Origin of the sequence: Streptomyces sp. NPDC052023, from assembly GCF_044548465.1 — a bacterium.
Taxonomy (GTDB): domain Bacteria; phylum Actinomycetota; class Actinomycetes; order Streptomycetales; family Streptomycetaceae; genus Streptomyces.
The window spans coordinates 58300-82255 of sequence record NZ_JBIUBW010000021.1; the positions used below are offsets into that span (position 1 = coordinate 58300).

20 protein-coding genes and 2 pseudogenes are annotated in these 23956 nt (G+C 67.6%); 16 read left to right on the forward strand and 6 right to left on the reverse strand.

Annotated elements, in window-relative coordinates; translation table 11 throughout:
* The first annotated feature begins 65 nt into the window (after positions 1-65).
* From ACIHCM_RS30975 to ACIHCM_RS31015, 9 genes are all read left to right on the forward strand, one after another.
* Positions 66-734 (forward strand): hypothetical protein, encoded by a 669-nt coding sequence (locus tag ACIHCM_RS30975; RefSeq protein WP_399903271.1) that lies wholly within the window; start codon positions 66-68, stop codon positions 732-734.
* The gene (locus tag ACIHCM_RS30980; RefSeq protein WP_399903059.1) at positions 731-1810 is read left to right on the forward strand and encodes a hypothetical protein; all 1080 of its coding nucleotides are present in this window, start codon (positions 731-733) and stop codon (positions 1808-1810) included. The genes ACIHCM_RS30975 and ACIHCM_RS30980 overlap by 4 nt, the downstream gene beginning before the upstream one ends.
* Before the next feature lie 71 nt (positions 1811-1881).
* Entirely contained in the window at positions 1882-2556 is a 675-nt protein-coding gene (locus ACIHCM_RS30985; protein WP_399903062.1) for a hypothetical protein, read from the forward strand.
* A 550-nt stretch (positions 2557-3106) separates the two neighbouring features.
* A complete protein-coding gene (locus ACIHCM_RS30990; protein WP_399903064.1) occupies positions 3107-3760 on the forward strand; it encodes a hypothetical protein in 654 nt (217 codons plus the stop codon).
* Positions 3748-4779, forward strand: coding sequence for a hypothetical protein (locus ACIHCM_RS30995; protein ID WP_399903067.1), 1032 nt, complete (start codon positions 3748-3750; stop codon positions 4777-4779). The genes ACIHCM_RS30990 and ACIHCM_RS30995 overlap by 13 nt, the downstream gene beginning before the upstream one ends.
* 836 nt (positions 4780-5615) lie before the next feature.
* Entirely contained in the window at positions 5616-5921 is a 306-nt protein-coding gene (locus tag ACIHCM_RS31000; RefSeq protein WP_399903070.1) for a hypothetical protein, read from the forward strand.
* Entirely contained in the window at positions 5918-7270 is a 1353-nt protein-coding gene (locus tag ACIHCM_RS31005) for a hypothetical protein (RefSeq protein WP_399903073.1), read from the forward strand. The genes ACIHCM_RS31000 and ACIHCM_RS31005 overlap by 4 nt, the downstream gene beginning before the upstream one ends.
* A 409-nt stretch (positions 7271-7679) precedes the next feature.
* Positions 7680-8312 (forward strand): hypothetical protein, encoded by a 633-nt coding sequence (locus tag ACIHCM_RS31010; RefSeq protein WP_399903076.1) that lies wholly within the window; start codon positions 7680-7682, stop codon positions 8310-8312.
* Positions 8309-8890, forward strand: coding sequence for a hypothetical protein (locus ACIHCM_RS31015; protein ID WP_399903078.1), 582 nt, complete (start codon positions 8309-8311; stop codon positions 8888-8890). The genes ACIHCM_RS31010 and ACIHCM_RS31015 overlap by 4 nt, the downstream gene beginning before the upstream one ends.
* Positions 8891-9044: 154 nt before the next feature.
* On the opposite strand, the gene ACIHCM_RS31020 is transcribed toward ACIHCM_RS31015, so the two are convergent.
* Complete coding sequence (locus ACIHCM_RS31020; protein WP_399903081.1) at positions 9045-9353, reverse strand: WXG100 family type VII secretion target; 309 nt, start codon at positions 9351-9353, stop codon at positions 9045-9047.
* 257 nt (positions 9354-9610) lie between these two features.
* On the opposite strand from ACIHCM_RS31020, the gene ACIHCM_RS31025 reads away from it, so the two are divergent.
* Complete coding sequence (locus tag ACIHCM_RS31025) at positions 9611-14194, forward strand: FtsK/SpoIIIE domain-containing protein (protein WP_399903084.1); 4584 nt, start codon at positions 9611-9613, stop codon at positions 14192-14194.
* A gap of 391 nt (positions 14195-14585) precedes the next feature.
* Here the strand turns inward: ACIHCM_RS31025 and ACIHCM_RS31030 are convergent, their stop codons facing one another.
* A complete protein-coding gene (locus tag ACIHCM_RS31030; protein WP_399903087.1) occupies positions 14586-15434 on the reverse strand; it encodes a menaquinone biosynthetic enzyme MqnA/MqnD family protein in 849 nt (282 codons plus the stop codon).
* Between the two features lie 295 nt (positions 15435-15729).
* On the opposite strand from ACIHCM_RS31030, the gene ACIHCM_RS31035 reads away from it, so the two are divergent.
* Positions 15730-15933, forward strand: coding sequence for a cold-shock protein (locus ACIHCM_RS31035; protein ID WP_189701348.1), 204 nt, complete (start codon positions 15730-15732; stop codon positions 15931-15933).
* A 247-nt stretch (positions 15934-16180) separates the two neighbouring features.
* Positions 16181-16834, forward strand: a complete 654-nt coding sequence (locus ACIHCM_RS31040) for a class I SAM-dependent DNA methyltransferase (RefSeq protein WP_399903091.1) — start codon at positions 16181-16183, stop codon at positions 16832-16834.
* Between the two features lie 5 nt (positions 16835-16839).
* Here the strand turns inward: ACIHCM_RS31040 and ACIHCM_RS31045 are convergent, their stop codons facing one another.
* Positions 16840-17346: a DUF6817 domain-containing protein gene (locus tag ACIHCM_RS31045; RefSeq protein ID WP_399903094.1), complete on the reverse strand. Its 507-nt coding sequence runs from the start codon at positions 17344-17346 to the stop codon at positions 16840-16842.
* Between the two features lie 204 nt (positions 17347-17550).
* Here ACIHCM_RS31045 and ACIHCM_RS31050 point away from each other — a divergent pair, with 204 nt between their 5' ends.
* Together ACIHCM_RS31050 and ACIHCM_RS31055 are read left to right on the forward strand one after the other, a co-directional pair.
* Positions 17551-18483 carry a LysR family transcriptional regulator gene (locus ACIHCM_RS31050; protein WP_399903097.1) on the forward strand — a complete coding sequence of 311 codons (933 nt, stop codon included), beginning with the start codon at positions 17551-17553 and terminating at the stop codon, positions 18481-18483.
* Positions 18484-18493: 10 nt separating this feature from the next.
* Positions 18494-18845 (forward strand): annotated as a pseudogene (locus tag ACIHCM_RS31055) (RNA polymerase subunit sigma-70); the annotation flags it as partial.
* 131 nt (positions 18846-18976) lie between these two features.
* On the opposite strand, the gene ACIHCM_RS31060 reads toward ACIHCM_RS31055, so the two are convergent.
* Entirely contained in the window at positions 18977-20926 is a 1950-nt protein-coding gene (locus ACIHCM_RS31060; protein ID WP_399903099.1) for an AMP-dependent synthetase/ligase, read from the reverse strand.
* Between the two features lie 272 nt (positions 20927-21198).
* On the opposite strand from ACIHCM_RS31060, the gene ACIHCM_RS31065 reads away from it, so the two are divergent.
* Complete coding sequence (locus tag ACIHCM_RS31065; RefSeq protein WP_399903102.1) at positions 21199-22032, forward strand: MaoC family dehydratase; 834 nt, start codon at positions 21199-21201, stop codon at positions 22030-22032.
* A gap of 221 nt (positions 22033-22253) precedes the next feature.
* Here the strand turns inward: ACIHCM_RS31065 and ACIHCM_RS31070 are convergent, their stop codons facing one another.
* Positions 22254-22898 (reverse strand): TetR/AcrR family transcriptional regulator, encoded by a 645-nt coding sequence (locus ACIHCM_RS31070; RefSeq protein ID WP_399903105.1) that lies wholly within the window; start codon positions 22896-22898, stop codon positions 22254-22256.
* 46 nt (positions 22899-22944) lie between these two features.
* Positions 22945-23070 carry a hypothetical protein gene (locus ACIHCM_RS31075; protein ID WP_399903287.1) on the reverse strand — a complete coding sequence of 42 codons (126 nt, stop codon included), beginning with the start codon at positions 23068-23070 and terminating at the stop codon, positions 22945-22947.
* A gap of 71 nt (positions 23071-23141) precedes the next feature.
* Between ACIHCM_RS31075 and ACIHCM_RS31080 the strand changes: the two are divergent.
* A pseudogene (locus tag ACIHCM_RS31080) lies at positions 23142-23881 on the forward strand (recombinase family protein); the annotation flags it as partial.
* Positions 23882-23956 lie beyond the last annotated feature (75 nt).

The window sequence follows — 23956 nt, forward strand, 5'->3', positions numbered from 1 at the left end:
AACCGGGAACCCCCCGGATACCGTCAGTGCTCTTGACTGAACATCTGTCTCACGGGGAGTCCACTGTGAAGCGCCGCACATTGCCCGTTGCCGCCGCGCTGGCGGCTGCCGCACTGCTGCTGACGGCTTGTGGCAGCGAGGGCGACAAGTCCAGCGACAACGACAAGATCGCCGGAGCCGACCAGGGAACGAAAACGCCGGAGGCGTCGACGGAAGCCCCGGCAGCACCGGCGGAGGACAAGCCGGACGGTGTGGATGTGTCCCTGCCCAAGGACATGAACCTGGTCTTCGACTGGAACAAGCCGGCTGACAAGAACGAGGCAGCGGCGATGGACGATGCCGCGAACTTCGTGCGGGCCATTTACCGGGGTGTCGACAAGGGCACGACCAGGGATGCGGCCGTCACCGCCTATGCCACGGGTGAGGGACTGCGATACGCGGAGACCCAGATTCAGAAAAGGGTAGACGGCGGCTGGACAGCCACAGGCATCCGGCGCCACTACCAGGCCACCACCCGGTCCGTACCCAGCGGGACTGCGGTGGAGGTCACGTTCTGCGTGGACTCGACCAGGTTCTACAGCAAGGAAGTCAAGACCGGCAAGATTCTGAAGAGCGAACCCAGCATCGATGCCTTCGACTATTTCAAGATCATCATGGTGAAGCTTCCTACAAGCTCCGGCCTGTGGCAGGCGTCCCAGGTGTTCGTCGAGACGAAGGCGGAAAAGTGCCGGTGAACCGATCACTGCGTTCGGGTCTCAGCACCGGCACCGTTGCCCTGATCCTGGCAGTCGCCACCTTCGGCCTCGCTTCGCCGGTCCACGCGACGGAACTGCCGGACAACACCTCCAGCACCGACCAGCAGGGCGGCAGCGACACAACCGGCATCTACGCCGCCGCACGCATCCAGTACTCCGGATCCGTCACCAAGGACGGCAGCCGCGGGAACGTCAGTTCCTCCGACGTCAACTGGACCCCGCCGCCCTGCTGGTATGCCCCCTATCTGGGCGCCAAGGACTTCAAGGAAAAGATGTCCAAGGACATCGAGAGCCAGATGAACGCGCCCGGGATGGGCGGTCACGCGGGTGCGGCACTCAGCGAACTGCAACGCCACTACGAGGACGAGTACGGCTGGACCGACACCCCCGGCTACAAGGACTACAACGTCGAAAAAGACGGCGACGGGATGTTCTGGGCCGCCGTCGAGAATCCGAATGAGCCCGACATTCTGAAGCGGAGCTCGTGCAACGACCTCCCCTTCTGGGTCGACAACGGCGAGCCCCCACCGGCCCAGTACGAACAGGCCATCACCCCTGAGATACTCGCGGCCCTCGCCTACCAGCACATGCAGCTTCCCGACACCGAAGTCACCCTCGCTCCGGAAACCACCACCAAGGTGAACCTCCCGACCTGGGCCTGGCTCGACAAGGCAGTCTTCAACGAGGTCCAGGCCACCGCGGCCATCAACGCCCCCGGCTTCAACCTCCAGGCCACGACCACCGCCAGGCCCGTGGCCCTCAAACTGGAACCAGGCACAGAGGACGCCGAGACCTACCCGGCCTCCGGCGAATGCGCCATCAACTCCGACCGCTCCATCGGCGAGCCCTACGCCAAGGGCAAGTCCCGCCAGACCCCACCCTGTGGCCTCAAATACCTCCGCTCCTCCGGCAACGGCACCTTCAACCTCCAGGCCACCATCACCTGGGAGATCTCCTGGGCCGGCACCGGCGGCACCGGCGGCGACCTCCCCGACGGCACCTTCGGCAACGACCAGGCCATCACCGTCCAGGAAATCCAGTCCGTCAACCGCTGATGAGAAGGAACTGGCTCGTTCTCGTCAGATCTCTTGACCGGACTTCAGCCCCACGGGGAGTCGAGACCACCGTGAAGCGCCGCACCTTGCCCACCGCCACGCTCGCCGCAGTTGCAGCCGCAACCTTGCTGCTGACGGCCTGTGGCAGCGAGGACGACAAGTCCACCGCCAACGACAGAAACGCCGGAGCCGACCAGGGAGCGCAGGAGCCGACGGCGTCCACCAAAGCCCCGGCAGCACCTCCGAATGACGAGCCGGACGGTGTGGATGTCTCCCTGCCCAAGGACATCAACCTGGTCTTCGACTGGAACAAGCCGACCGACAAGAACGACGCAGCCGCGATGGACGACGCCGCAAACTTCTTGCGCGGCATTTACCGAGGTGTCGACCAGCGCACGACCAAGGACGCGGCCGTGACCACCTACGCCACGGGCGACGGCCTGCACTACGCGGAGACGCAGATCGACGCCTGGATCAAAGGCGGCTGGACCGCTACCGGCACACTGCGCCACTACGACGCCACCACACGGTCCGCGATGAACGGAAGGTCTGTGGAAGTGGCATTCTGCGCGGACTCAGGCAAGTTCTTCGGCAAGGAAATCAAGACCAACAAGGTCCTCAAGACCAACCCAAGTATCGAGGACTTCGACTACTACAAGATCGTGATGGTCAAGTTCCCCACCGGCACGGACCTGTGGCAGGCGTCAAAGGTGTTCGTCGAGACGAAGGCGGCGAAATGCAAGTGAAGTGATCACGAACACCCACTCTTCCGTTTACACCACACTCACGCTCGCCCTCAGCGCCCGTAACACGATCACGGTCGGGCCGTCCTGGACCGCCTCCGAGAGATGAGGCCGCAGACGAGTGTGGCGAGGGCGCCGTACAGGCCAAGGCGTCTTGCTGCCGCATCCCCAGTCGCCGAGCAGGGACACCAATACGCCGTCGCGGGAGCAGGAGTTCCTCCGACGCCAACTGGGCGCCGCTCCCTGCGGGTACGCCCGCTACCTCGGTGCCAAGAACCTCAGGAAAATGTCCAAGGACGTCGACAGCCAATTGAGCGCGCAGACGCGCCGAGCGGGAGTGCCGGCCGAGCTGCCGACGCCATCCCTCCGCGCTCAAGGCCAACCACCGCTCAGCCGCGTCCCCACCCCACAGGGCAATACAACACGGGCCCTGACTCGTGACGGTCGGTTCACAAACGCTATGTGCACGGCGGCAGTTCGCCCTAGCGCATCGAGCAGCCCCACCGATACCTTCGGTCCCTAGACTGAACGTCTGTCTCACGGGGAGTTCACAGTGAAGCGCCGCACCTTGCCCACCGCAGTCGCGCTCGCCACCTCGGCAGCACTCTTGCTGACCGCGTGTGGCGGCGCAAACGAACAGTCCGGCACCAACGACAGGATCGAAGGTGCAGATTCGGGAGCCCCGGCATCGTCGCCGCCCAGTGCCACGGCCTCTGGTCCCGATGACCGGCCCGTGATCAAGTTGCCTGACGACGTGGAGAACAAGTTCGAGAACTGGCAGACGGGCGATCCCGCGGAAGACGCCGTACTGTCCGACGTGGCCGCGACGGTCAACGCCGTCGACGACGCCATCCTCCGCGGCGACACAGACTCAGCAGCCGTGGCGTACTACCGCCAGGGCAGCGCCCTCGTCAGCGCCCAGAAGTGGATCCAGGCCTGGCTCGACGAGGACCTCAGCTTTACCGGCGTCACGCGCTACTTCAACCCAGACATCAAAGTCGCCGACAAGGACACGGCTGCGGTTGTGTACTGCGCGGACGAGAGCAAGGCTTACAACAAGGACCGCAAGACCGGCAAGGTAGACAAGTCACCTTCAGGCGAGAGCCCGTACGTCACCTACAGCACACAGCTGAAGAAGAGCAGCAAGGGCGTGTGGCAGACGACCAACGTGGTGTCGAAGCGGGGAGACAAGACATGCGCGTCCTGAGCCGCCGCGCCGCCGGTGTCAGTGCACTCGTCATAGCCTTCAGCGCACTGACCGGAAGCGCTCACGCAAAGGGACCGGGTGAGTCGGAGTCCGAGATCGACAGCAGCGGCGGGCGTTCCGGAAACACCCTGGTCTCCAAGATCACGTACTCCGGAAGCACCAAGGGTAGTGGTGGTGGCTCCGGCGGCGTGACTCCGGTCGGCGACTGGACCCCGCCGGCCTGCTGGTACGAGCCCCGCTCGGCTGAGGAGTTCGCGAAGTACGTGGAGGACATGTACACCGAGACGGTCAACACCCCCGGGCAGCACAGCTACGCGAAGACCTCCGTCGGCATGTTCCGGGACGAGTACAAGGATGGCAAGTACGAGAACTACAACCTGGACAAGAAGGACGAGGGAAATTTCTGGGTCGCTGTCCAGGACGAGGACCGCTGGATGGAGCCCGAGGCGCAGCTCTGCGACGAAGCCCCCTTCTGGGTGGAGAACGGTGACGCACCCCCCGTCGAGAACGCGGTGACACCCCAGATCCTGGCTGAGCTCGCATACAACCAGATCCAGCTCCCGACCACGGAAGTGACCCTCGCCCCAGCAGCCACCACGAAGGTCAACCTCCCCACCTGGGCCTGGCTCGACAAGAACACGTTCAGAGAAGTCTCCGTCACCGCCCAGCTGAACGCCGGCGGATTCACCATCCAGGCGACCACGACCGCCAAACCGGTCTCGATGAGACTGGAGCCCGGCACGTCCGACGCTGAGACATACCCCGCCTCCGGCGAGTGCGCGCTCAACGACGACGGCTCCATCGGCCAGCCGTATGCCAAGGGCAAAGCCGACCGCATCCCGCCTTGCGGCCTCAAGTACCTGCGCTCCTCCGGCAACGGCACCTTCAACCTTCAGGCGACAGTCACTTGGGACATCACCTGGACCGGCACCGGCGGAACCGGCGGCGACCTCCCCGACGGCACCTTCGGCGCCGACCAGGCCGTCACCGTCCAGGAGATCCAGTCAGTGAACCGCTGAGCCGCTGAGCATTGCGCGCGCTCCCTGGTCCAAACGGACGACAGTCGACGAGGGTTCATACACCTGCACTCGCCCGCGTTTCGAGAAAGTTCGCTCTGGCGAGACCGGGAACGCCGCGGTTACCGTCAGCCAACGTCGGTCTCAGAGGGAGTCAGCTGTGAAGCGCCGCTCTCTGCCCGTCGCCTCGCCCGAGGCTGATGTGGCTGCCAAGCAGTTGCTGACGGCCTGTGTCAGCGAGGACGAAGGGTCCATCGACCAGACTGCCGGTGCCGACCACGGAGCTGAGATGCTGAGGGAGTTTGCAAGGCCGACAGCGGCTGGACCGCCACCAGCAACCCGGCGGCACTACCTACCCGACCCGACTCGAACGGCAGCTTATGGGGGAGATGGCGTGGTGCGTGGATCGAGCGTGTCCGATGGCGAAGAGAAGAAGGCTGAGAAATGCCCATGAGTAGGTCACGTCTTGTGGCTCTATGCACCGGCAGAGCCGCCCAGACGCTGGGCCTCGGCGCACTCTGCCCTGGTGAGCTGGCCTACGCGGCAGAGCAGGCTGGCTATGACACGGACTCCATCACTGACCGCAAAGGCGTTACCGAGCGGCGGCGTAGGAGTCGCTTCCAGTACTCCGGTATAGGCCAACGCTGCGATCAACGTCCCTGGCTTCCACTCTCAGGAACGACCACCGCCAAACCGCTGTCCTCACGGCGGAGCCCGGAATAGGGCGCCGAATTCTACGTACCCTTTGGCGAGCGCGCGATCAACAGCGACTGGTTGAATCAGCGAATGGTCTCGATCTGCATTTTATGAAATTCCTTATCAACGAAAGGGGCGAGGTCGTGGCAGACGACGCTGACCTTATCGTCAACGTGGACCTCCTAGTTGAGTCGGAGACCCTCCTGAAGAGCATCCAGAAAGAACTCAAAAACCTCAACAATCGCAAGGAAGATCTGCGCCCTTACTGGGGTAGCCATGACATAACGGGAGCCATGGACGAGTTTGTGAACAACTGGGACGACTACCGCGGGAAAATGCTGGAAAGCGTCAAGACGGTCGGAGAACTCGTCAAAGCGACCATCGATGGATTCACTGGCCTCGACGCACAGATGGCCAGTGAACTTCGAAAGGCCGAGAAGAAAAAGTGACCGAGCACTCCAAGTCGCGCCCCCGCAACTGGGACCCTTTGGCGCCATCCGATCCAGTGCCAGGCGATCCCGAAGAGATTCGAGCTGAAGTACGTCATATGAAGTCCGTAGCGAGTTCGCTACGCGAGCAAGCGAGGCTACTGCGCGGAATCAGTGACGATAACGAACTCAAGGGAAAGTACGCAGGAAAGCTCAAGGAAGAGGCCGGCGGGCTCGAGAAGCACCTGCGAGAGGTCGCGGGCCGCTATGAGCGAGTTCACGGACACCTGACCAACTGGGCTAACGATCTTGAGGAATTTCAGACCCAGGCCGACAAGGTACTGGCAAATGCCAAGAGGGAACAGGAGGAACAGGACGCCGACAAGGCCAAGAAGGGTTCCGGGGGCGACGGCACCCCTTCGTCTTCTCCGAGCGGCGCTGGGGGCGACCCCCTCCGCGACTTCCGAGTCCAGCTCGACCGTATCAAGGGAGATCGCGACGAGCGCGCTCGTCATCACGCTGGAAAGATCCGTGACCAGCTAGACGATGTGATTGAGGACAGCACCTGGGAGAACTTCAAAGGCTTGATACACGACAACATCAAAACGATCAAGATCGTGCTGGATGCCTTGGGATGGATAGCCACCATTGTTGGCGTCGTCGCCTTGTTCATTCCCGGCCTGAATGCACTCGCATTGGTCCTGGGCGGAGTCATTCTATTCGCAAGAACGGTGCTGGCAATCTCTGGTGAAGCAAGCTGGATGGAAGTGGTCATGGACTCCGTCGGGCTGCTCACCATGGGTATCGGCCGAGCCGGACTATCCGCCCTCAAGGGAGCTAACGCAGCAACGAAGCTGACCGCCACGGCCAGTCGTACCGCGGGCCTCAAGGCCGGCCTGGGTGCACACAAGTCGATGATGAACTCGCTCCAGCGTGCCATTGCCAATACTAGCGACGAAGGTGCCAAGAAGTTCTACAAAGATCTCCTCAACTTCACGCGGAAGAAGATCTCTGACAGCGCCGGGCGCGTGACCAAGGAACTTCCTGAGGCAAGCCCGGCGGCCAAATGGGCGCATCTCGGCGAGGACGAACTAGCGGCTCATTATGCGCAGTTCACCAAGAACAAGGCGGCGTTCCCCGGGGCTGCGGTCGGCAATACCGCGAAGGCACACATCGGGTACGGTCTGTCGATGGGAGCCGTCTACGTGGGAGCAGCAAGCGACGCCACCGACAAAATTTTCGGCCAGAGCGACGCTTGGAGCGCTGCCTCCACCGCAACGGGCGGCGTGATTCCTGACAAATGGTCGAGCGAGGGCTATAACGAATGGAAAGAGAACACATGGAAGCCCCCCGTCGGCTCCTCATGGTGAACGCTCGCGAAAGGGGTTGAGGATCACGTGCCATCGCAAGGGAGCACATCCAACTCGCTCATCAACCGACTCGGCGGCGGAATGGTGGCATATGCACGCTTGTGCATCATTGTGCCTTATTTGTATTTCATGGTCTATGTGGGCGGAGCATTCGTCATCCCCAAGGCATTCGGTCCCGCCTGGGTATGGCTACAACGTGGCGTCGTATCAGCGGCAATCGTTTGCCTTGTGGCGATCTTTTTCCAGAACCCCATCGCCCGCGACCGCCCGGCAGGCTTGACACATTCCTTGGGACTCTCCTTCATGCTGGTGCTCCCAGCGATCGTCACAAGTTACTGGGTGGGGGTCGTCGGCTCAGCTGTTACACCGCTGCTCGTGGTCGGCTCCACGCTCCGGGAAAGGGTCCGACGTGTCTGAGGCCATGGAAGCCGAGGCCGTGGTTCCTATCGGTTACACCATCGTCCCGCCACCCGGATGGGACCGAATTCCTCTCCGCGACGGAACCAGCCAGGCGATCAAGCGCATCGCGGACGGGTCCATGCTGGAGATCCCGGATGATATTCCTCGGGATCACCTGACCAAAGCTCGGATGGAACTGATCAAGCGACTCAAGAGAGTCGCTCGTCAGGCGCGTGATGCCCGGGCATTGGACCTGTACCTACCGGTGGAACGCATCAACGGACTGGCCCTCCCAGCTTCCTTCGTCGTCAGTGAGCCGTTCCCTACGCTGACTCTGGAAGTTGACTCTCCCATCGTCCTCAGTTCGCTGCGTCCGGACGCCTCTCAGAGCGATAGCGTGATCATGGACGGTGCTGCGGGATTCCGCATCGACGGTGTTGCTCAGGCCGATTCGGACAAGGACGTCGAATTTCCTTCCCGACGAGTCGAGTACATTCTTAACGTACCTAACTCAGCCCCACCGAAGTGGCTGACCATCTCTTTCAGTACCATCGCCGATGGTCAGCCGGACGGTGAGTTTGCGGCGATCTTGGTTGACCTGTTTGATGCCGTGATGACCACATTCCGCTGGAGCCATTCATGAAGTTGCTGAATACCGACTCAGAGACCCTGCAATGGTTTCCCACGCCCATGCACTGGAACAGTGACGCGGAGCGTGAGGAGTGGGCAGAGATGTGCGCTCTCGCAGTCCTGAGTGCACACGAAGAAAGCCCTAAACGACGACGTGTCAAGAACTTGCGCAAGTTGCTGGCGGCCTTTGTCGCTGACCTGCCCAAGTTGACGCCCGCGCAACAGGCGTTCCTCTTCATGCCGGATCCGGAGCGTACGCCGGTCCCGGCCTTTGTTCTCATGGCACCGAGCGAGGGAGAGGCGGGTCCCGCTCTACGGCAGATCGTCCAGGCCGATGCCGAAAGTGCAGTCCGACCGGTCGAAGTGGAGACATTTACCACGGAGCGGCTCGGACAAGGTCTCCGGAGTACGCGATTCTGGTCCACCGTCAACGGCCAGCTTATGGCAAGTGTGCGCTTCGGGTGGCGAGTTGCAGGTGCCGGTGTGGACCTCTGTCTGTATATGGTGTGGAGCGATCCAGGGCAAATGGCTGTCTACTCAGACACGATCGATGAATTCGCTGGGAGCCTATGGATGGGCGATGCTGACTGACGGATCCATTCAGAACATCAATCCGAGAAGTGCGTGAACCTGGGTAAATTCTACTTTCCGTCGCGGTGAGCAGATCGATTATGGGTAGGCTGACGCCGGGCTCCCGTGTGCTCAGCGACGGGAGCCGGGCGTCACTCGCACGTTGCGGGCTGACTCAGCTGCTCTTGGCGCTGTTCGCCAGCTGCACGTCCAGCTGCTCGTACGCCTCCTTGGCCTTCTTCAGGAACTCGGACATGCCCTCGAGCCCCTCCATGGCCTTCTTGGCGCCCTTGGTGAAGTCCTTGAAGGACTCCTCGAAGGCGGCGGAGCCCTTCTGGGTGGTGTAGCCGTTCTCGACGAGGGCGCGGATGCGGTCGTCGATGCTGTCGAGTTCGCCGTGGAGCCGGTGCATGTCCTTCAGGAGCTTGCCGGCTTCCTTGTCCATCTCGGAATATGTGATATCTGCGTCTTTGCCCTTGGCCATGACGCCTCCCTCCCGTTGTGGGTGTCGCGGAGGCCTGCCCCCCACGGCACCGATCCAGCGGCGCTTCGGCCGTCCGCCGTCGCATCCGCGTGAGCAAAGATCTTACGGGTGAGGCCGTTGGGATCCCAGGGGAGTTGTGCGGCCGGATCGTGAACTCGTGCACATCCCCATGCACGGGCGAAAGGCGTTGCGGCTAAGGTCACTTCGTTGCTTGAAGCGTTCCGGGGGGCGGCCTCAGCCCAGCGAGGAGGACGAACGTGCGCCTGAGCCTGACCGTCGTCGATCCGATCGGCGGGGCTGCCGCCGACGTGGTGCTCGACGCCGATCCGGAGTCGAGCGTCGGCGACATCACGCGGGAGTTGGCGCGTCAGATCGGTCTGGGGGACGGTGCCCAGGTCATTCCGATCGGCGGGCAACGCGGCCCGCAGGGCGGTGTGCCTCAGGCCTACGTCGACGGGTACGCCCTTGACGCCGCCGCCACCGTCGCCGGATCGCCCTTGCGCGAAGGCGCCGTTGTCAGTCTGCACGATCCGGCCGGATGCCTGATGGGCGAGCCGACCGGAGTCGTGGAGTTCCGTGTGGTCGGCGGGCCGGGGGCTGGTGCCGTGCACCGGTTGGGAGTCGGACGGTACGACATCGGCAGCGGGCCCGCCATGCAGATCCGCGTCGACGATCCCGAACTCAGCGACCGCGCGGCGACGTTGTCCATCGCCATCGACGGTACGTGCCGGATCGCCGTCCACGACCAGCACGACGGCAAGGGCAAGAGGGACCAATCCGGCGACGCCGTGCGTCTCGACGGTGAGCCACTGGACGGCGACTCCTGGCCTCTTGGCTCCCAACTCGCCCTGGGCAACAGCCTGCTGGAGCTCACCGCCTATGCGCCGCCCAACGCCGCCCTCAAGTGGTCCGAGGACGGCACGGGCCTCGACTACAACCGGCCCCCACGCCTTCGCCCCGCCGAGCGCCAGACCCGGTTCCGGCTGCCCTCGCCGCCCGGCGATTTCGAAGCCCGCCCCTTGCCCTGGTTGATGGCGCTGTTCCCGCTGGTCGCCGCCTTCGTATCGGTGATGATCTTCCAGCGCTGGTACTACCTGATCATGGCCGTGCTGAGCCCGATCATGCTCTTCGGCAACTACTTCATGGACAAGAAGCACGGCCGCAAGTCGCATGCCAAGCAGGTGAAGGAGTACAAGGAGACCAAGGAACGGATCGAGAAGGACGCCCAGGACGCCCTGGTCACCGAGCGGTCGGATCGACGGCAGGCCATACCCGACCCGGCCGCCGTCCTCACCCTCGGCACCGGCCCCCGCACCCGGCTGTGGGAGCGCCGCCGCACCGACGCCGACCACCTGCTCCTGCGGGTCGGCACAGGGCGCATCCCGTCCGAGGTGGTGCTCGACGACCCGGAGCAGGACGACCACAAGCGCGAGGTGACCTGGCACATCGAGGACGCACCGGTCGCCCTGCCCCTGAAGGACCTCGGGGTCGTCGGCCTCGCGGGGCCGGGCGACTCGGCGCAGGCGCTGGGGCGGTGGGCCGTGGCCCAGACGGCCGCGCTGCACAGCCCGATGGACGTGCAGTTCTACGTGCTGACCGAGAACGAGGCCCACCCCCGCTGGGACTGGGTCCGCTGGCTCCCGCACGCCCGCCCCTCGGGCGGCCAGGACGTCAACGTGCTGATCGGTACGGACTCGGAGACGGTCGGCGCCCGGGTCGGCGAACTGACCCAGCTGCTGGACGCCCGCCAGAAGGCCCTCAAGGAGGGCGGCGGACGACCCGACGGCGGACCGGCGTTCTCCGATCCGGACGTCGTCGTCGTGTGGGACGGCTCGCGACGGCTGCGCTCGATGCCGGGTGTCGTACGGCTGCTGCGCGAGGGGCCGGCCGTGTCCGTCTACGCGATCTGTCTCGACGAGGAGGAGCGGTTCCTGCCCGGCGAGTGCCAGGCCGTCGTCGTGGCCGAACCACGGCGGCGTGCCGAGGACGACGTCCCCGCAGCCCCGCAGGCCGCTGCCGCATCCGGCGCCTTTCCCTCCTTCCATGCCTGGCACCTGACCGCCAGGCATCCGGACGAGGACCGGAACCAGGTGCCGGAGCTACGCCTGCGCGTGGAGCAGAGCGGCGCCCGGCGCATCACCGACGTACGGCCCGACTTCGTCTCGCCCGCTTGGTGCGCCCGGCTGTCACGGTCGCTGTCCCCCCTGCGGGACATCAGCGGTGAGACCGAGGACTCCGCACTGCCCGCCGCCAGCCGCCTCCTCGACGTCCTCCAGCTGGAGCCGCCGACGAGCGATGCGATCAGCGCGCGGTGGCGGATGGGCGGCCAGTCGACGACGGCGGTGATCGGCGAGTCGTACGACGGCCCTTTCGGCATCGACCTGCGCAAGGACGGCCCGCACGGTCTGATCGCCGGTACGACCGGTTCCGGCAAGTCGGAGCTGTTGCAGACCATCGTGGCCGCGCTGGCGGTGGCCAACACGCCCGAGAACATGACCTTCGTGCTCGTCGACTACAAGGGCGGCTCGGCGTTCAAGGACTGTGTGAAGCTGCCCCATACCGTCGGTATGGTCACCGACCTCGACGCCCACCTCGTCGAAAGGGCCCTGGAGTCGCTCGGTGCCGAGCTGAAGCGGCGTGAGCACATCCTCGCCGCCGCCGACGCCAAGGACATCGAGGACTACCAGGACCTGGTACGCCGGGATCCCTCGCATGCGCCGGTGCCCCGACTGCTCATCGTGATCGACGAGTTCGCGTCGATGGTGCGGGACCTGCCGGACTTCGTCACGGGTCTGGTCAACATCGCCCAGCGAGGCCGTTCCCTCGGTATCCACCTGCTGCTGGCCACCCAGCGCCCGAGCGGTGTCGTCTCCCCCGAGATCCGCGCCAACACCAACCTGCGCATCGCGCTCCGCGTGACCGATGCCGGTGAGTCCAGCGACGTCATCGACGCGCCGGACGCCGGGCACATCTCAAAGAGCACGCCGGGTCGGGCGTACGTACGACTGGGGCATGCGTCCCTCATCCCGTTCCAGTCGGGACGCGTGGGCGGTCGCCGGCCGGGGGCTGCCGATCCGCAGACACTCGCACCCTGGGCCGGTCAGCTGGCCTGGCAGGACCTGGGGCGCCCGGCACTGCGCAAGCCCAGCACACAGGCGCGCGAGGAGGAGGAGATCACCGACCTGAAGGTGCTGGTGGACGCGGTACGGGAGGCGAACACCGCGCTCGCCGTCCCTGCCCAGCACTCCCCGTGGCTGCCCGCCCTGGAGGAGACCCTCCTGCTCGACGACATCCCGGCCGTTCGTGCCCAGGGCGCCCTGCCCGCAGCACCGTACGGTGTCGAGGACCTGCCCGCCGACCAGGCCCGCCGGCCGGTCGCCGTCGACTTCGCGACCTTCGGGCACCTGCTCGTCGGCGGCGCCCCGCGCACCGGCCGCTCGCAGCTGCTGCGTACCGTCGCCGGCTCCCTGGCCCGTACGAACTCCTGCGCCGACGTCCACATCTACGGCATCGACTGCGGTAACGGCGCCCTCAACGCGCTGACCCGGCTGCCGCACTGCGGCGCGGTCGTCGGCCGCAACCAGACGGAGCGGGTCGTCCGCCTGTTCAGCCGCCTCTCGGGCGAACTCACCCGTCGGCAGGACCTGCTGGCCGAGCACAGCTTCGCCGACATCGGCGAGCAGCGGGCGGCGGCCACCACCGAGGACCAGCGGCTGCCGCACATCGTGCTGCTGCTGGACCGCTGGGAGGGCTGGCTGCCCACGCTCGGCGAGTACGACCACGGTGACCTGACCGACCAGCTGATGACGATGATGCGGGAGGGCGCGAGTGTCGGCATCCACGTGATCATCACCGGTGACCGGCAGGTGCTCGCGGGCCGGATCTCCTCGCTGACGGAGGACAAGTACGGTCTGCGGCTCGCCGACCGGGGCGACTTCTCGATGCTGGACATCAACTCCCGCAAGGTGCCGGAGGAGATCCCACCGGGCCGGGCCTTCCGCAACGAGACGGCGACGGAGACGCAGTTCGCGCTGCTCTCCGAGGACACGTCCGGTCAGGGGCAGGCTGCCGCGCTGACCGCGATCGCGGACGCGGCCACCGCACGGGACGTGGACGTGCCCCGTTCCCGCCGCCCGTTCCGCGTGGACGTGCTGCCCAACCGCATCTCCTTCGCGGACGCCTACGCGATGCGTGACCCGGCGTCGAGCGGCTCCCCGCTCTGGGCACTGGTCGGTGTCGGCGGTGACGAGCTCACCGCCTTCGGCCCCGACTTGGCACAGGGCGTGCCGGCGTTCGTGATCGGTGGTCCGGCCAAGTCGGGCCGCAGCACGGTGCTGCTGAATTTCGCCCGCTCCTACCTCGCCCAGGGCGTACGCCTGGTGATCGCGGCACCCCGTCCGTCGCCCCTGCGTGATCTGGAGGGGCAGGAGGGCGTGTTGCAGGTCTTCACCGGTCGCGACATCGACGAGGACGAGCTGGACGAGGTCATCAAGCCGGCGACGCCGGAGCAGCCGATCGCGGTACTCGTCGACGACGCCGAGGTGCTGGACGACTGCGACGCGGAGGACGTGTTCAAGCGCATCCTGCAGAGCGGCACCGAAGAGGGTCTGGCGTTCGTCATCGCGGGTGACGAAGAGGAGATCTGCGACGGATTCTCGGGCTGGCAGGTCGACGCGAAGAAGGCCCGCCGCGGGGTGCTGCTGTCCCCGCAGGACACGTCCGCCGGCGACCTGATCGGCATCCGGACCACGCGCAGCATGGTGGGCGGCCCGATCGCCCCTGGCAAGGGCATGCTGCACCTCGGGAGCGGGGAGCACAGCACGGTCACGACGCCGATGTGAGCGTGGGCTCCCGCCGCGGGGCGGGCCGGGGTGAGGACGTCGGCGGCCACCGGTATCCCTGACAGGGCGGACGCCATGCTGCCGCTCGGCGTCGGCGAGCCCATGGCCACCGTGCCCTGCCGGCTGCTCGGACGGCTCGGTTCCGGTGGCGTGGGCCGCGTGTATCTGGGCCGCGATGCGGGCGGCCGCACCGTCGCGGTGAAGGTCGTACGCCCGCATCTCGCACTCGGCGAGAAGTTCCGCGCCCGCTTTCACCGTCAGGTGGAGCCGCGCGGCGGTGGAGGGCACGCTTCGCGGCCGTCCGCTGCTCAGCGGCTTCGAGGTCGCTCCCTTGGCATCGCCCGTACGCCTCCCCGCCCGCAGGGGTTATCGGCGTACGGGTGCGGCCGTACTACGACCCCAGCAGCTCCACCCTCACATCCGCCGGAAACCCGGTCGTCGGCCCCACCCTGCGGGCGAACTCCGCCACCGCCTCCAGTTGAGGGCCGCCGAGGCTGAAGTCGAGGGTCGTGAAGTACTGCTCCAGGATCTGCTCGTCGAAGGCCTCCCAGCGGGCGGCCTGCTCGGCGACCTTGGTGACCTCCTCCAGGGAGAGGTTGCGGGAGGCGAGGAAGGCCTCGTGCACCTGGCGGGTGATACCGGGCTCGCGTTCCAGGTAGTCGCGGCGGGCCGCCCAGACGGCGAAGACGAACGGCAGCCCGGTCCACTCCTTCCACAGCGCGCCGAGGTCGTGCACGGTCAGGCCGTACCTCGGCCCGTCGTGCAGGTTGGCCCGCAGGGCGGCGTCGCCGATGAGGACGGCCGCGTCGGCCTCCTGCATCATCAGGCTGAGGTCGGGCGGGCACGTGTAGTAGTCGGGCCGTACGCCGAAACGGTCCGCCAGCAGCAGCTGGGCGAGGCGTACCGAGGTGCGCGAGGTGGAGCCCAGGGCCACCCGGCGTCCGTCCAGCTCGTCCAGCGGGACCTGCGAGACGATCACGCAGGACATCACCGGTCCGTCGCATCCGACGGCGATGTCCGGGAAGGCGACGAGGTCGTCGGCGTTCTTGAGGAACTCCACCAGGGTGATCGGGCCGATGTCGAGATCACCCCGCACCAGCTGCTCGCTGAGCTTCTCCGGGGTGTCCTTCGTCAGCTCGAAGTCAAGCAGCGTTCCCGTTCGGGCGAGCCCCCAGTAAAGGGGCAGGCAGTTCAGGAACTGGATGTGACCGACGCGCGGCCGCGTGCGAGAAATGTCCACATCGAGAGGCTAGACCCCGTGGGGTAGGGTGCAGCCTTCTGGGGTCCCCCCTCCGGCGTCAACGCCGACACGGCGTTCAAACATCCGGGTGACGTGATCTTGACCCCTATTGCTTTCGGCTGCCCGCGTGCTAGGCTCGCCGCAAGTTGCAGTTTGGTTTCCCTTGCAGTACAGAGCCTGCGGAGCATGTGACCGCGGGCTCTCGACGTTCTCGGACATATGCAGTTGTGCAGAACTCAATCTTCACACTTGCTGGTTCTGGAGCAGGGCAACCCTTTGGGCCCAAGGAGGGCTTATGGCTACCGGAACCGTGAAGTGGTTCAACGCCGAAAAGGGCTTTGGTTTCATCGCCCAGGAAGGCGGCGGCCCCGACGTCTTCGTCCACTACTCCGCGATCAACGCGACCGGCTTCCGGTCCCTTGAGGAGAACCAGCACGTGACCTTCGACGTGACCCAGGGCCCGAAGGGCCCGCAGGCGGAGAACGTCACCCCGGTCTGATCCTCTGATCCAGGATCGAGTGCAGTACCCAAGGAGCCCCGCGCCATCCGGCGACGGGGCTCCTGCCTTTTCCCGCACCGCTCCTGCCTTTCCCCTTGCGAGGGGCCACCGCTTGCAACCCGCCACGGCTTGCAAGAGGCCACCGCGCGAAGATGAATTCTCCGGGAATTCCAAGGGCAGCCGGGCGGCGGAGGGCACGACGAAACACCGCTCAGCTGTCCCGCTCCGGCCACTACCGTGACCCCCCATGACCGAAGACACGCCCACCCCCACGGAAACCGTCCAGCACTTCTACGACGCGATAGCCGAGGAGTACGCCCACCTCTTCCGCGACGAACTCATCGGCAGGCCCTTGGAGCGGGCGCTCCTCTCGGCGTACGCCGAGCTGGTCGGCACCGGCGGCGAGGTCGCCGACCTCGGCTGCGGCCCGGGGCTCGTCACGGCGTACCTCGCCTCACTGGGCCTGCGGGTCTTCGGTCTCGACCTCTCCGCGGCGATGCTGACCGTCGCCCGCCGCGCGCACCCCGCCCTGCGTTTCGAACAAGGCTCGATGACGGACCTGGACATCCCCGACGGCCGGCTGGCGGGCGTGGTGTCCTTCTACTCCTCCGTCCACACCCCCGCCGGCCAGCTCCCCACGCTCTTCGAGGAGTACGCCCGCGTCCTCGCCCCCGGCGGCCACCTCCTCCTCGCCTTCCAGGCGGGAGACGCCCCCCTCCGCGTCGACCGGCCCTTCGGCCGGCCGGTCTCCCTGGACTTCCAGCGCCGCGACCCGGACCGGATGGCCGCTCTCCTCACCCGGACAGGCTTCACCCTCCACTCCCGAACGGTGCGGGAACCCGACCCGAACGTCAGGGAGACCACCCCGCAGGCACTCCTGATCGCCCGCAGGAACGCCTGACCGGGCTAGGTGTGCCGTCCCGCCCCTGAGCCCTCGCCCAGCACGCGCCGGCAGTCCTCCCAGGCCGCCCCGCTCAGCAGCGGCCTGAGCCGGGTGAGCAACGCCAGCAGATCCGCACCCCACCGCTCGCGGAACACCGGATCATGCCCGGCCAGGTCGAGTTCGTTAGCGGCGGTCAGTTCCGCGAAGTCACGGCGCAGAGCCGGCGGCGGGATGTGGTCGGTGGCCGTGAAGCGGTCACGGAAGTGAGCCGCGGGATCGACGAGGGCCGGGTAGGTGGCCGTGCGGTCGCAAGCGGCGTAGAGGTAGACGATCGTCTCCGCCTCCGGGCCGATCACCGAGGCCAGGTGGGAACGGTCGTCCAGGGAAAGTGGCCCGGAGGGGAAGCCGTCCGTGCCGTATGCGGCGTGACACAGGCCCGCCAGTTGCAGGGCGGGGCGGGCACCCCAGCCTTCGAGGCGCGTGCGGACGCGGGTCAGGTGAGCCAGCAGCGTGCCACCAGGGTGGGGCATGGAGGCCGCGCCCGATCGGCTCAGCAGTGCCAGCGCTCGGCCGGCCGGGGTCGGCACCCGCTTCACTCCCCCGCTGTCGGTCCGGACGTCCACGGAGGCGCGGAGCGGGTTGCCGCCCGGGCCCTGAGGAGATCGTCGTACAGGCCGTGGTTCGCAGTCAATCCTAGGGTTTTGACGTCAAACCCAAGTGCTAGCTTGGGTGTTGTGACGCTCGACGATCTTCGTGTGTTCGTGGCCGTGTGCCGGGCCGGGAGTCTCAGTGCGGTGGCCCGGGATCTCGGATGTACGCAGTCCGCGGTGAGCCAGCATGTGAAGCGGCTGGAGCGGGAGACCGGAGTCAGGCTGGTGGAGCGGCGGCCCCGTGGGGTGGTTCCCACGCAGGCCGGGCGGGTGCTGGAGGCCGCGGCCGCCGAGGGCATCGCGGGCCTGGACCTGGCGATACGGCGACTGCGGGACCTGGTCGACGGCGAGAGCGGGTCGGTGCGGGTGGCGACCGGAGCCACGACCGTGCGGCACTTCATGGCGGACGCGGTCGTCGCGTTCCGGGAGCGTCATCCCAGGATCAGCCTGGAGTTCCGTACCGAGAGTTCGAGCAGCGCCTGTTTCGACGCGCTCGCCGGCAGTGAGCTGGATCTGGCCTGGATCACCCTTGGTCCGCCGGTGCGCGGCATCGAGCAGCGCGCGGTGGTGGATCTGCCGTGGGTGCTGGCGGTCCGGGACGGCGATCCACTGGCCGGCCGCCCCTGTGCCGAGGCGGCGGACCTGACCGGCCTCCGGCTGATCCGGCTCCCCCCGAACTCCACGTCCGCCGCTCATCTCGACGCGGCGTGCGAGGAGTTGGGGGTCCGCTTCGGATACGACACGGGTGCCGCCGACTGGGACACGGCCCTGCTGCTGGCCGAACTGGGCCTCGGCCGGGCGGTGGTGCCCGCCCTGCCGGGCCTGCGCGCGGGCGGGGACCTGGGCGCCCTGCGGCTGGTACCGCTGCCCTCCCTGCGCCCCCTGAGCGTCGGGTGGGCCGTGCGTCAATGGGATGCGCTCACCCCGTCGGCCCGGGCCTTCGCCGACCTCGTGGCCGAGTGCTGTCGGCGGGGCGCGTCGTCAGGTCGTACAGACGTGCCCACTGGTCCGCGGTGAGGTGCTTGGGCAGGAGACCTGGCTGCGGGCCTCGCGCGCGGACGTCACCGGCGTCGAGAACCACACCGGCTGGCTGACCACGGTCGCCGGCCGCGTCTGCCTCAACGTGCTGCGCTCGCGCCGTACCCGCCCCGAGCAGCCGTACGACGCTCCGCAGGACGGCGTCGACCCGGAGCAGGAGGCGCACCTCACGGACTCGGCCGGCGTCGCGCTGCACGTCGTACTGGATCGCCTGGCGCCCCCCGAGCGGCTCGCGTTCGTACCGCACGACCTGTTCGCCGTTCGACGACATCGCCCCGCTCGTCGAGCGCACCCCGGCCGCTGCCCGTCGGCCGGCGAGCCGGGCCCGGCGCAAGGTGAAGTACAGAACGAACCCGGTCCCGGCCAGCAGGCCGATCACCGGAACCGCGAGTCCGGCGAGCAGGCCGGCCGCTCCGGCCGCATTGACACGCCCCTCGCCGTACATGTGACCGCAGCGCCGATGTGACGTGGCTCACCCGTCGTACATGGCCTCCACCTCGCCTGCGAAGTCGCGCAGGATCGCCTCCCGGCGGAGCTTCATCGACGGGGTCAGATGGCCCGCCGCCTCGGTGAAGTCGGTGGGCAGGACGATGAAGCGGCGGATGGACTCGGGCCGGGAGACGAGCCGGTTGGCCTCCTCGACCGCGCGTTGCAGAACGGCGCGCAGTTCCTCGTCGTCGACGAGGAGTTCGGGCGGCACCGGGTGCTTGCCGTTCATCTGCCGCCAGTGGGTGATGCCGTCGGCGTCGAGGGTGATCAGGGCGGTGATGTAGGGGCGGCGGTCGCCGAGGACGAGGCAGTGGGAGATCAGGGGGTGCGAGCGCAGCCAGTTCTCCAGCGGCGCCGGCGCCATGTTCTTGCCGCCCGCGGTGATCAGGATCTCCTTCTTGCGGCCGGTGATGGTGAGGTAACCCTCGTCGTCCAGCCTGCCGATGTCGCCGGTCGGGAACCAGCCGTCCGGCGACGCCGGCACCACCCCGCCCGCGTGCGGGTCCCAGTAGCCGCGCAGGACCTGGCCCCCGGCGAGCAGGATCTCGCCGTCCGCCGCGATCCGCACCCGGGTGCCCGGCAGCGGCCAGCCGACCGTGCCGAGCCGGGGTTTGAGCGGCGGGGTCACGGTCGCCGCGCCGGTCGTCTCGGACAGCCCGTAGCCCTCGTACACGTCGATGCCCGCGCCCGCGTAGAACGCGGCGAGGTCGCGGCCGAGGGGGGAGCCGCCGCAGACGACATAACGGATCCTGCCGCCGAGGGCGTTGCGGATCCGGCGGTAGACCAGCGGGTCGTAGAAGGCGCGGGACGCCTTCAGGGAGGCCCCGGGGCCGGGGCCGGTGCCGCTCGTCCGGGCCACCACCGCCTCGCCGTAGCGGCGGGCGACCTTCGCGGCGCGGTCGAACGCCGCTGCCCTGCCGCCGCGTTCGGCGGTGGCGCGGGCGTTGTTGTAGACCTTCTCCAGCATGTACGGGATGGCCAGCAGGAAGGTGGGCCGGAACGCCGCGAGATCGGCCAGCAGGTCCTCCGCCTTCAGGCTGGGCGCGTGCCCCAGCCGCACCCGGGCGCGCACGCAGGCGACGGCCACCATCCGGCCGAACACATGGGACAGCGGCAGGAACAGGAGGGTGGACGCCTCCTCGCTCGTCCGCGCCTTGAAGACCGGGTAGAGCAGTTCGACCGCGTTGTCGACCTCCGCCAGGAAGTTGCCGTGGGTCAGCGCGCAGCCTTTGGGCCGGCCCGTGGTGCCCGAGGTGTAGACGAGGGTCGCCAGAGTGTCCGGGCCCAGCATCCCGCGGCGTACGTCGACCTCGGTGTCCGGCACGGGCTGCCCCAGCTCCGCGAGCTGGTCCACGTGGCCCTTCTCGATGACCCACAGGTGGCGCAGGCCGGGCAGATGCGGGAGTTCGGGCCCGATCGCCGCGGCCTGTCCGGCCGTCTGCGTCGCCAGGGCGACCGCGCCGGAGTCCTGGAGGATCCAGCGGGTCTGGAAGACGGAGGAGGTCGGGTACACCGGGACGCTCACCAGTCCGGCCGCCCAGGCCGCGAAGTCGAGGAGCGTCCATTCGTACGACGTCTGCGCCATGATCGCGATCCGGTCGCCCGGCACCAGACCTTCGGCGATCATTCCCTTGGCCACGGCCAGCACCTGCGCGGCGAACTCCGCCGCCGTCACGTCCGCCCAGCTCCCGTCGTCGCCACGGCGGCTGAGCACCGGACGGTCCGGCACCGCGGCGGCGTTCTCGAACGGGAGGTCGGCCAGCGAGCCGTGCGACACCGGCGGCACGAGCGGTGGTACGGCCACCTCCCGCACCTCGCCGTCCAGCCGCCGTATCTCGGGCTCGGCGAGGACCGGCCCGCCGTCCGGGTCGTAGTCCAGCGACGCCGCCGCCGTCCGGGGCGGTACGGGCGAGGACGAGTACGAGATGGGCATGGCAGCTCCTGGGGCCTGCAGCGCGGTACTGCTTCGCTGCATGAGGTACGCGCGGCGCGTACGGAGGCGTTCACCGGCGGTGCGTGCGGGGGCGTTCCCGGCGGCTCAGGTGGCAGATGGTACGGCTCCCACGTGGGGAGGTTGTGCGGGTTCGAAGATGCTCCGGAGTCGGGCCTGTAAAGTCCCGGAGGCCTTGCGCCGCCTGGGTTTACCTACGGTAACCTTACTCAAGAGTAAAGCAGCGAGGACGGGATGGGGAAACCGTTATGGCCATGGCTGACCACCTCCCGCTCGTCACCGGCGCCCTCCGCTCCCCCTTCAAACGCCCCCGGCCCGACGCCCGCCTCTCCCTGACCCGGCTCGTCCGGTCCGGGGTCCGCGTCGACCCGGCCAGGCTCGCCGCCTACGAGCGGGTGTGCGGGTTCCCCACCACCGGCGACGACGCACTGCCGCTCACCTACCCGCACGTCCTGGCCTTCCCGCTGGCCATGCGCCTGCTGGGCGGCCGGGACTTCCCGCTCCCGCTGCTCGGCCTGGTCCACACCGCGATCGACCTCACCCGCCACACCGCCCTTCCCGCTGAAGGTGAGTACGAACTCGCCGTGCGCGTCGCCGGACTGGCCCCGCACCGGCGCGGGACCGAGGCCACGGTGGTGACGGAGGCGCGGGCCGGCGGCGAGGCCGTCTGGGAGTCGCGGAGCACCTATCTGGCACGGCACCGCACCGACGCCGTGCCGCCACCCGCGCCCGTCCCCGAGAAACCCGAGCCGCTGCCCCCGGGCACCGAGTGGCGGCTCGGCGAGGACATCGGCCGGCGGTACGCCGCCGTCTCAGGCGACCGCAACCCCATCCACCTGCACGCCCTCACCGCCCGCCTGTTCGGCTTCCCGCGCCCCATCGCGCACGGCATGTGGACGGTCGCCCGCTGCCTCGCCGCGCACGGCACGCCGGACGCGGTGCTGGTCCGGGCGGAGTTCCGGGCGCCGGTGCTGCTGCCGGCGACGGTGGAGTACGCCGCCGGGGACGGCCGTTTCACCCTAGGCCGAGGCGACCGGCTACACGTCGGCGGAACCATCCAGCCACTCGACTCGGACCCCGGGCACTGACCAGCACCCCCGGCCTTGAGCCCACCGACCCCGCACGCAACGGGATCCTCCAGCCGCACGACTCAAACCCCCGGCGGTGACCAGCGGCGCCCCACCATCAGCCCACCACACCCGCACCAGGCCGGACCGCCCAGCCGCGCGACTCAAGCCCCGGACGCCGACGACCACCAGCCCATACGCACACCGACCCCGCACCAGGCGAGACCGTCCAACCACTCGACTCAAACCCCGGGCGGTGACCAGCGGCGCCCGGCCATGAGCTCGCCGAGCCCGGACCAGGCGAAGTTCATCAGGGTCGCCGTCGCCTGCCGGGCCGTCACGCGCGGGGTGGCGTTGGCCCAGTCGGCGAGCGACTCCGCGGCGCCGACCAGGGCCTGGGCGAGCCCGGCGACCTCGTGCTCGGGCAGTTGCGGGTCCTGGTGTGCCTCGCGGGCGGCCTCGGCGATCAGCCGGGTGACGAAGGCGACGACGTCCGCGCGCACCGCGGTGACCTCGGCGGCGAACGCCTCGCCGTGGGTGCGCGCCTGCAGGTGCAGCACGGACCAGCCGTCGGGGTGCTGGGCGGTGTGCGTGAAGAACGCCAGCAGCCCGTCCCACAGTTGGCGGTCGGCGGACCGGCCGGGCCGGACACCGGCCTGGACGGCGGCGAACAGCGCCTGGGCCTCGCGGCGGATGCAGGCCGTGAAGAGGTCGTCCTTGGAGTTGAGGTAGAGGTACACCAACGGCTTGGACACACCCGCGAGTTCGGCGATGTCGTCCATCGACGCCGCGATGTACCCCCGCTGCCCGAAGATCTGCACGGCGGCGTCCAGCATCTGCTGCTCACGGACCGCACGCGGCATCCGCTTGGTCTTCACGGCACCCATGCGGCTTAGCGTACGGTCCGCGCGGCAGGCGGCCGGTCAGTACCGGTCAGGCGGCGACGGCCACCCGTTCCCGCTCCTCCACCGGTGAGCTGCCCGCGCTGTCGTACGCCTCACGGTCGAGCAGCCCCTCACGGGCCGACACGACGACCGGCACCAGGGCCTGCCCTGCCACATTCGTAACCATATTGTCTGTATGCACGTTGTCCACGGCGCAGGCACACCAGCTGTGACCCGGGGGGAGATATGGCCAAGCCGAAGCGTGTGGGGATCTACGTACGAATCAGCAAGGACCGCAAGGGCCAGGAACTCGGCATCCAGCGCCAGGAGAAGGCGTGCCGGGAGCTGTGCGAGCGCATGGGGTGGGGTGTTCTCAAGGTCTACCCGGAAAACGACGTATCGGCGTCCACCACAAGCAAGCGCCGACGCCCGCATACACGGAGATGCTCCGAGACGCCCGCGACGGCCTCATTGACGGGATCGTCGTCTACTCCATCGACCGCCTGACGCGTCGGATCAGCGAACTGACCAGCTTCCTCGAAGAGCAGAAGGAACACGGGTTCGCGTTCGCCACGACGGAGGGCGAGGACACGTCGACAGCCAACGGCCGCATGATCCTCACGATCAAGGGCGCGGTGGCTCAGCAAGAGACCGAGCGCATGTCGGAGCGGGTGAACAACTCCCTCCTGCAGCGCAGAGAGCAGGGCAAGCCGCACGCCGGCGGAAAGAGGCAGTTCGGTTTCAAGGAGGGCTCGTACTTCAAGGAGCTGGACGAAGGCGAAGCCGAGCTGATTCGCAAGGGCTATCGCATGCTGATGGACCGGAACCCGAAGACACCCGGCGATGTGGCCCGGTACTGGAACTCCGAGGGCTCTACGACTCCGCAGGGTGGTGCCTGGACGATCCAGTCAGTGAAGCGCGTGTACCGGTCGGAACGGACCGGGGGGATCGTCACCTACAAGGGCCAGGACATCGGAGACAGCATCTATGGCGCCCCTCTGACCCGCGAGCAGTGGGAGAACGTCCAGACCCTGCTCGATGGGCGAGCCACACCGGCGGCG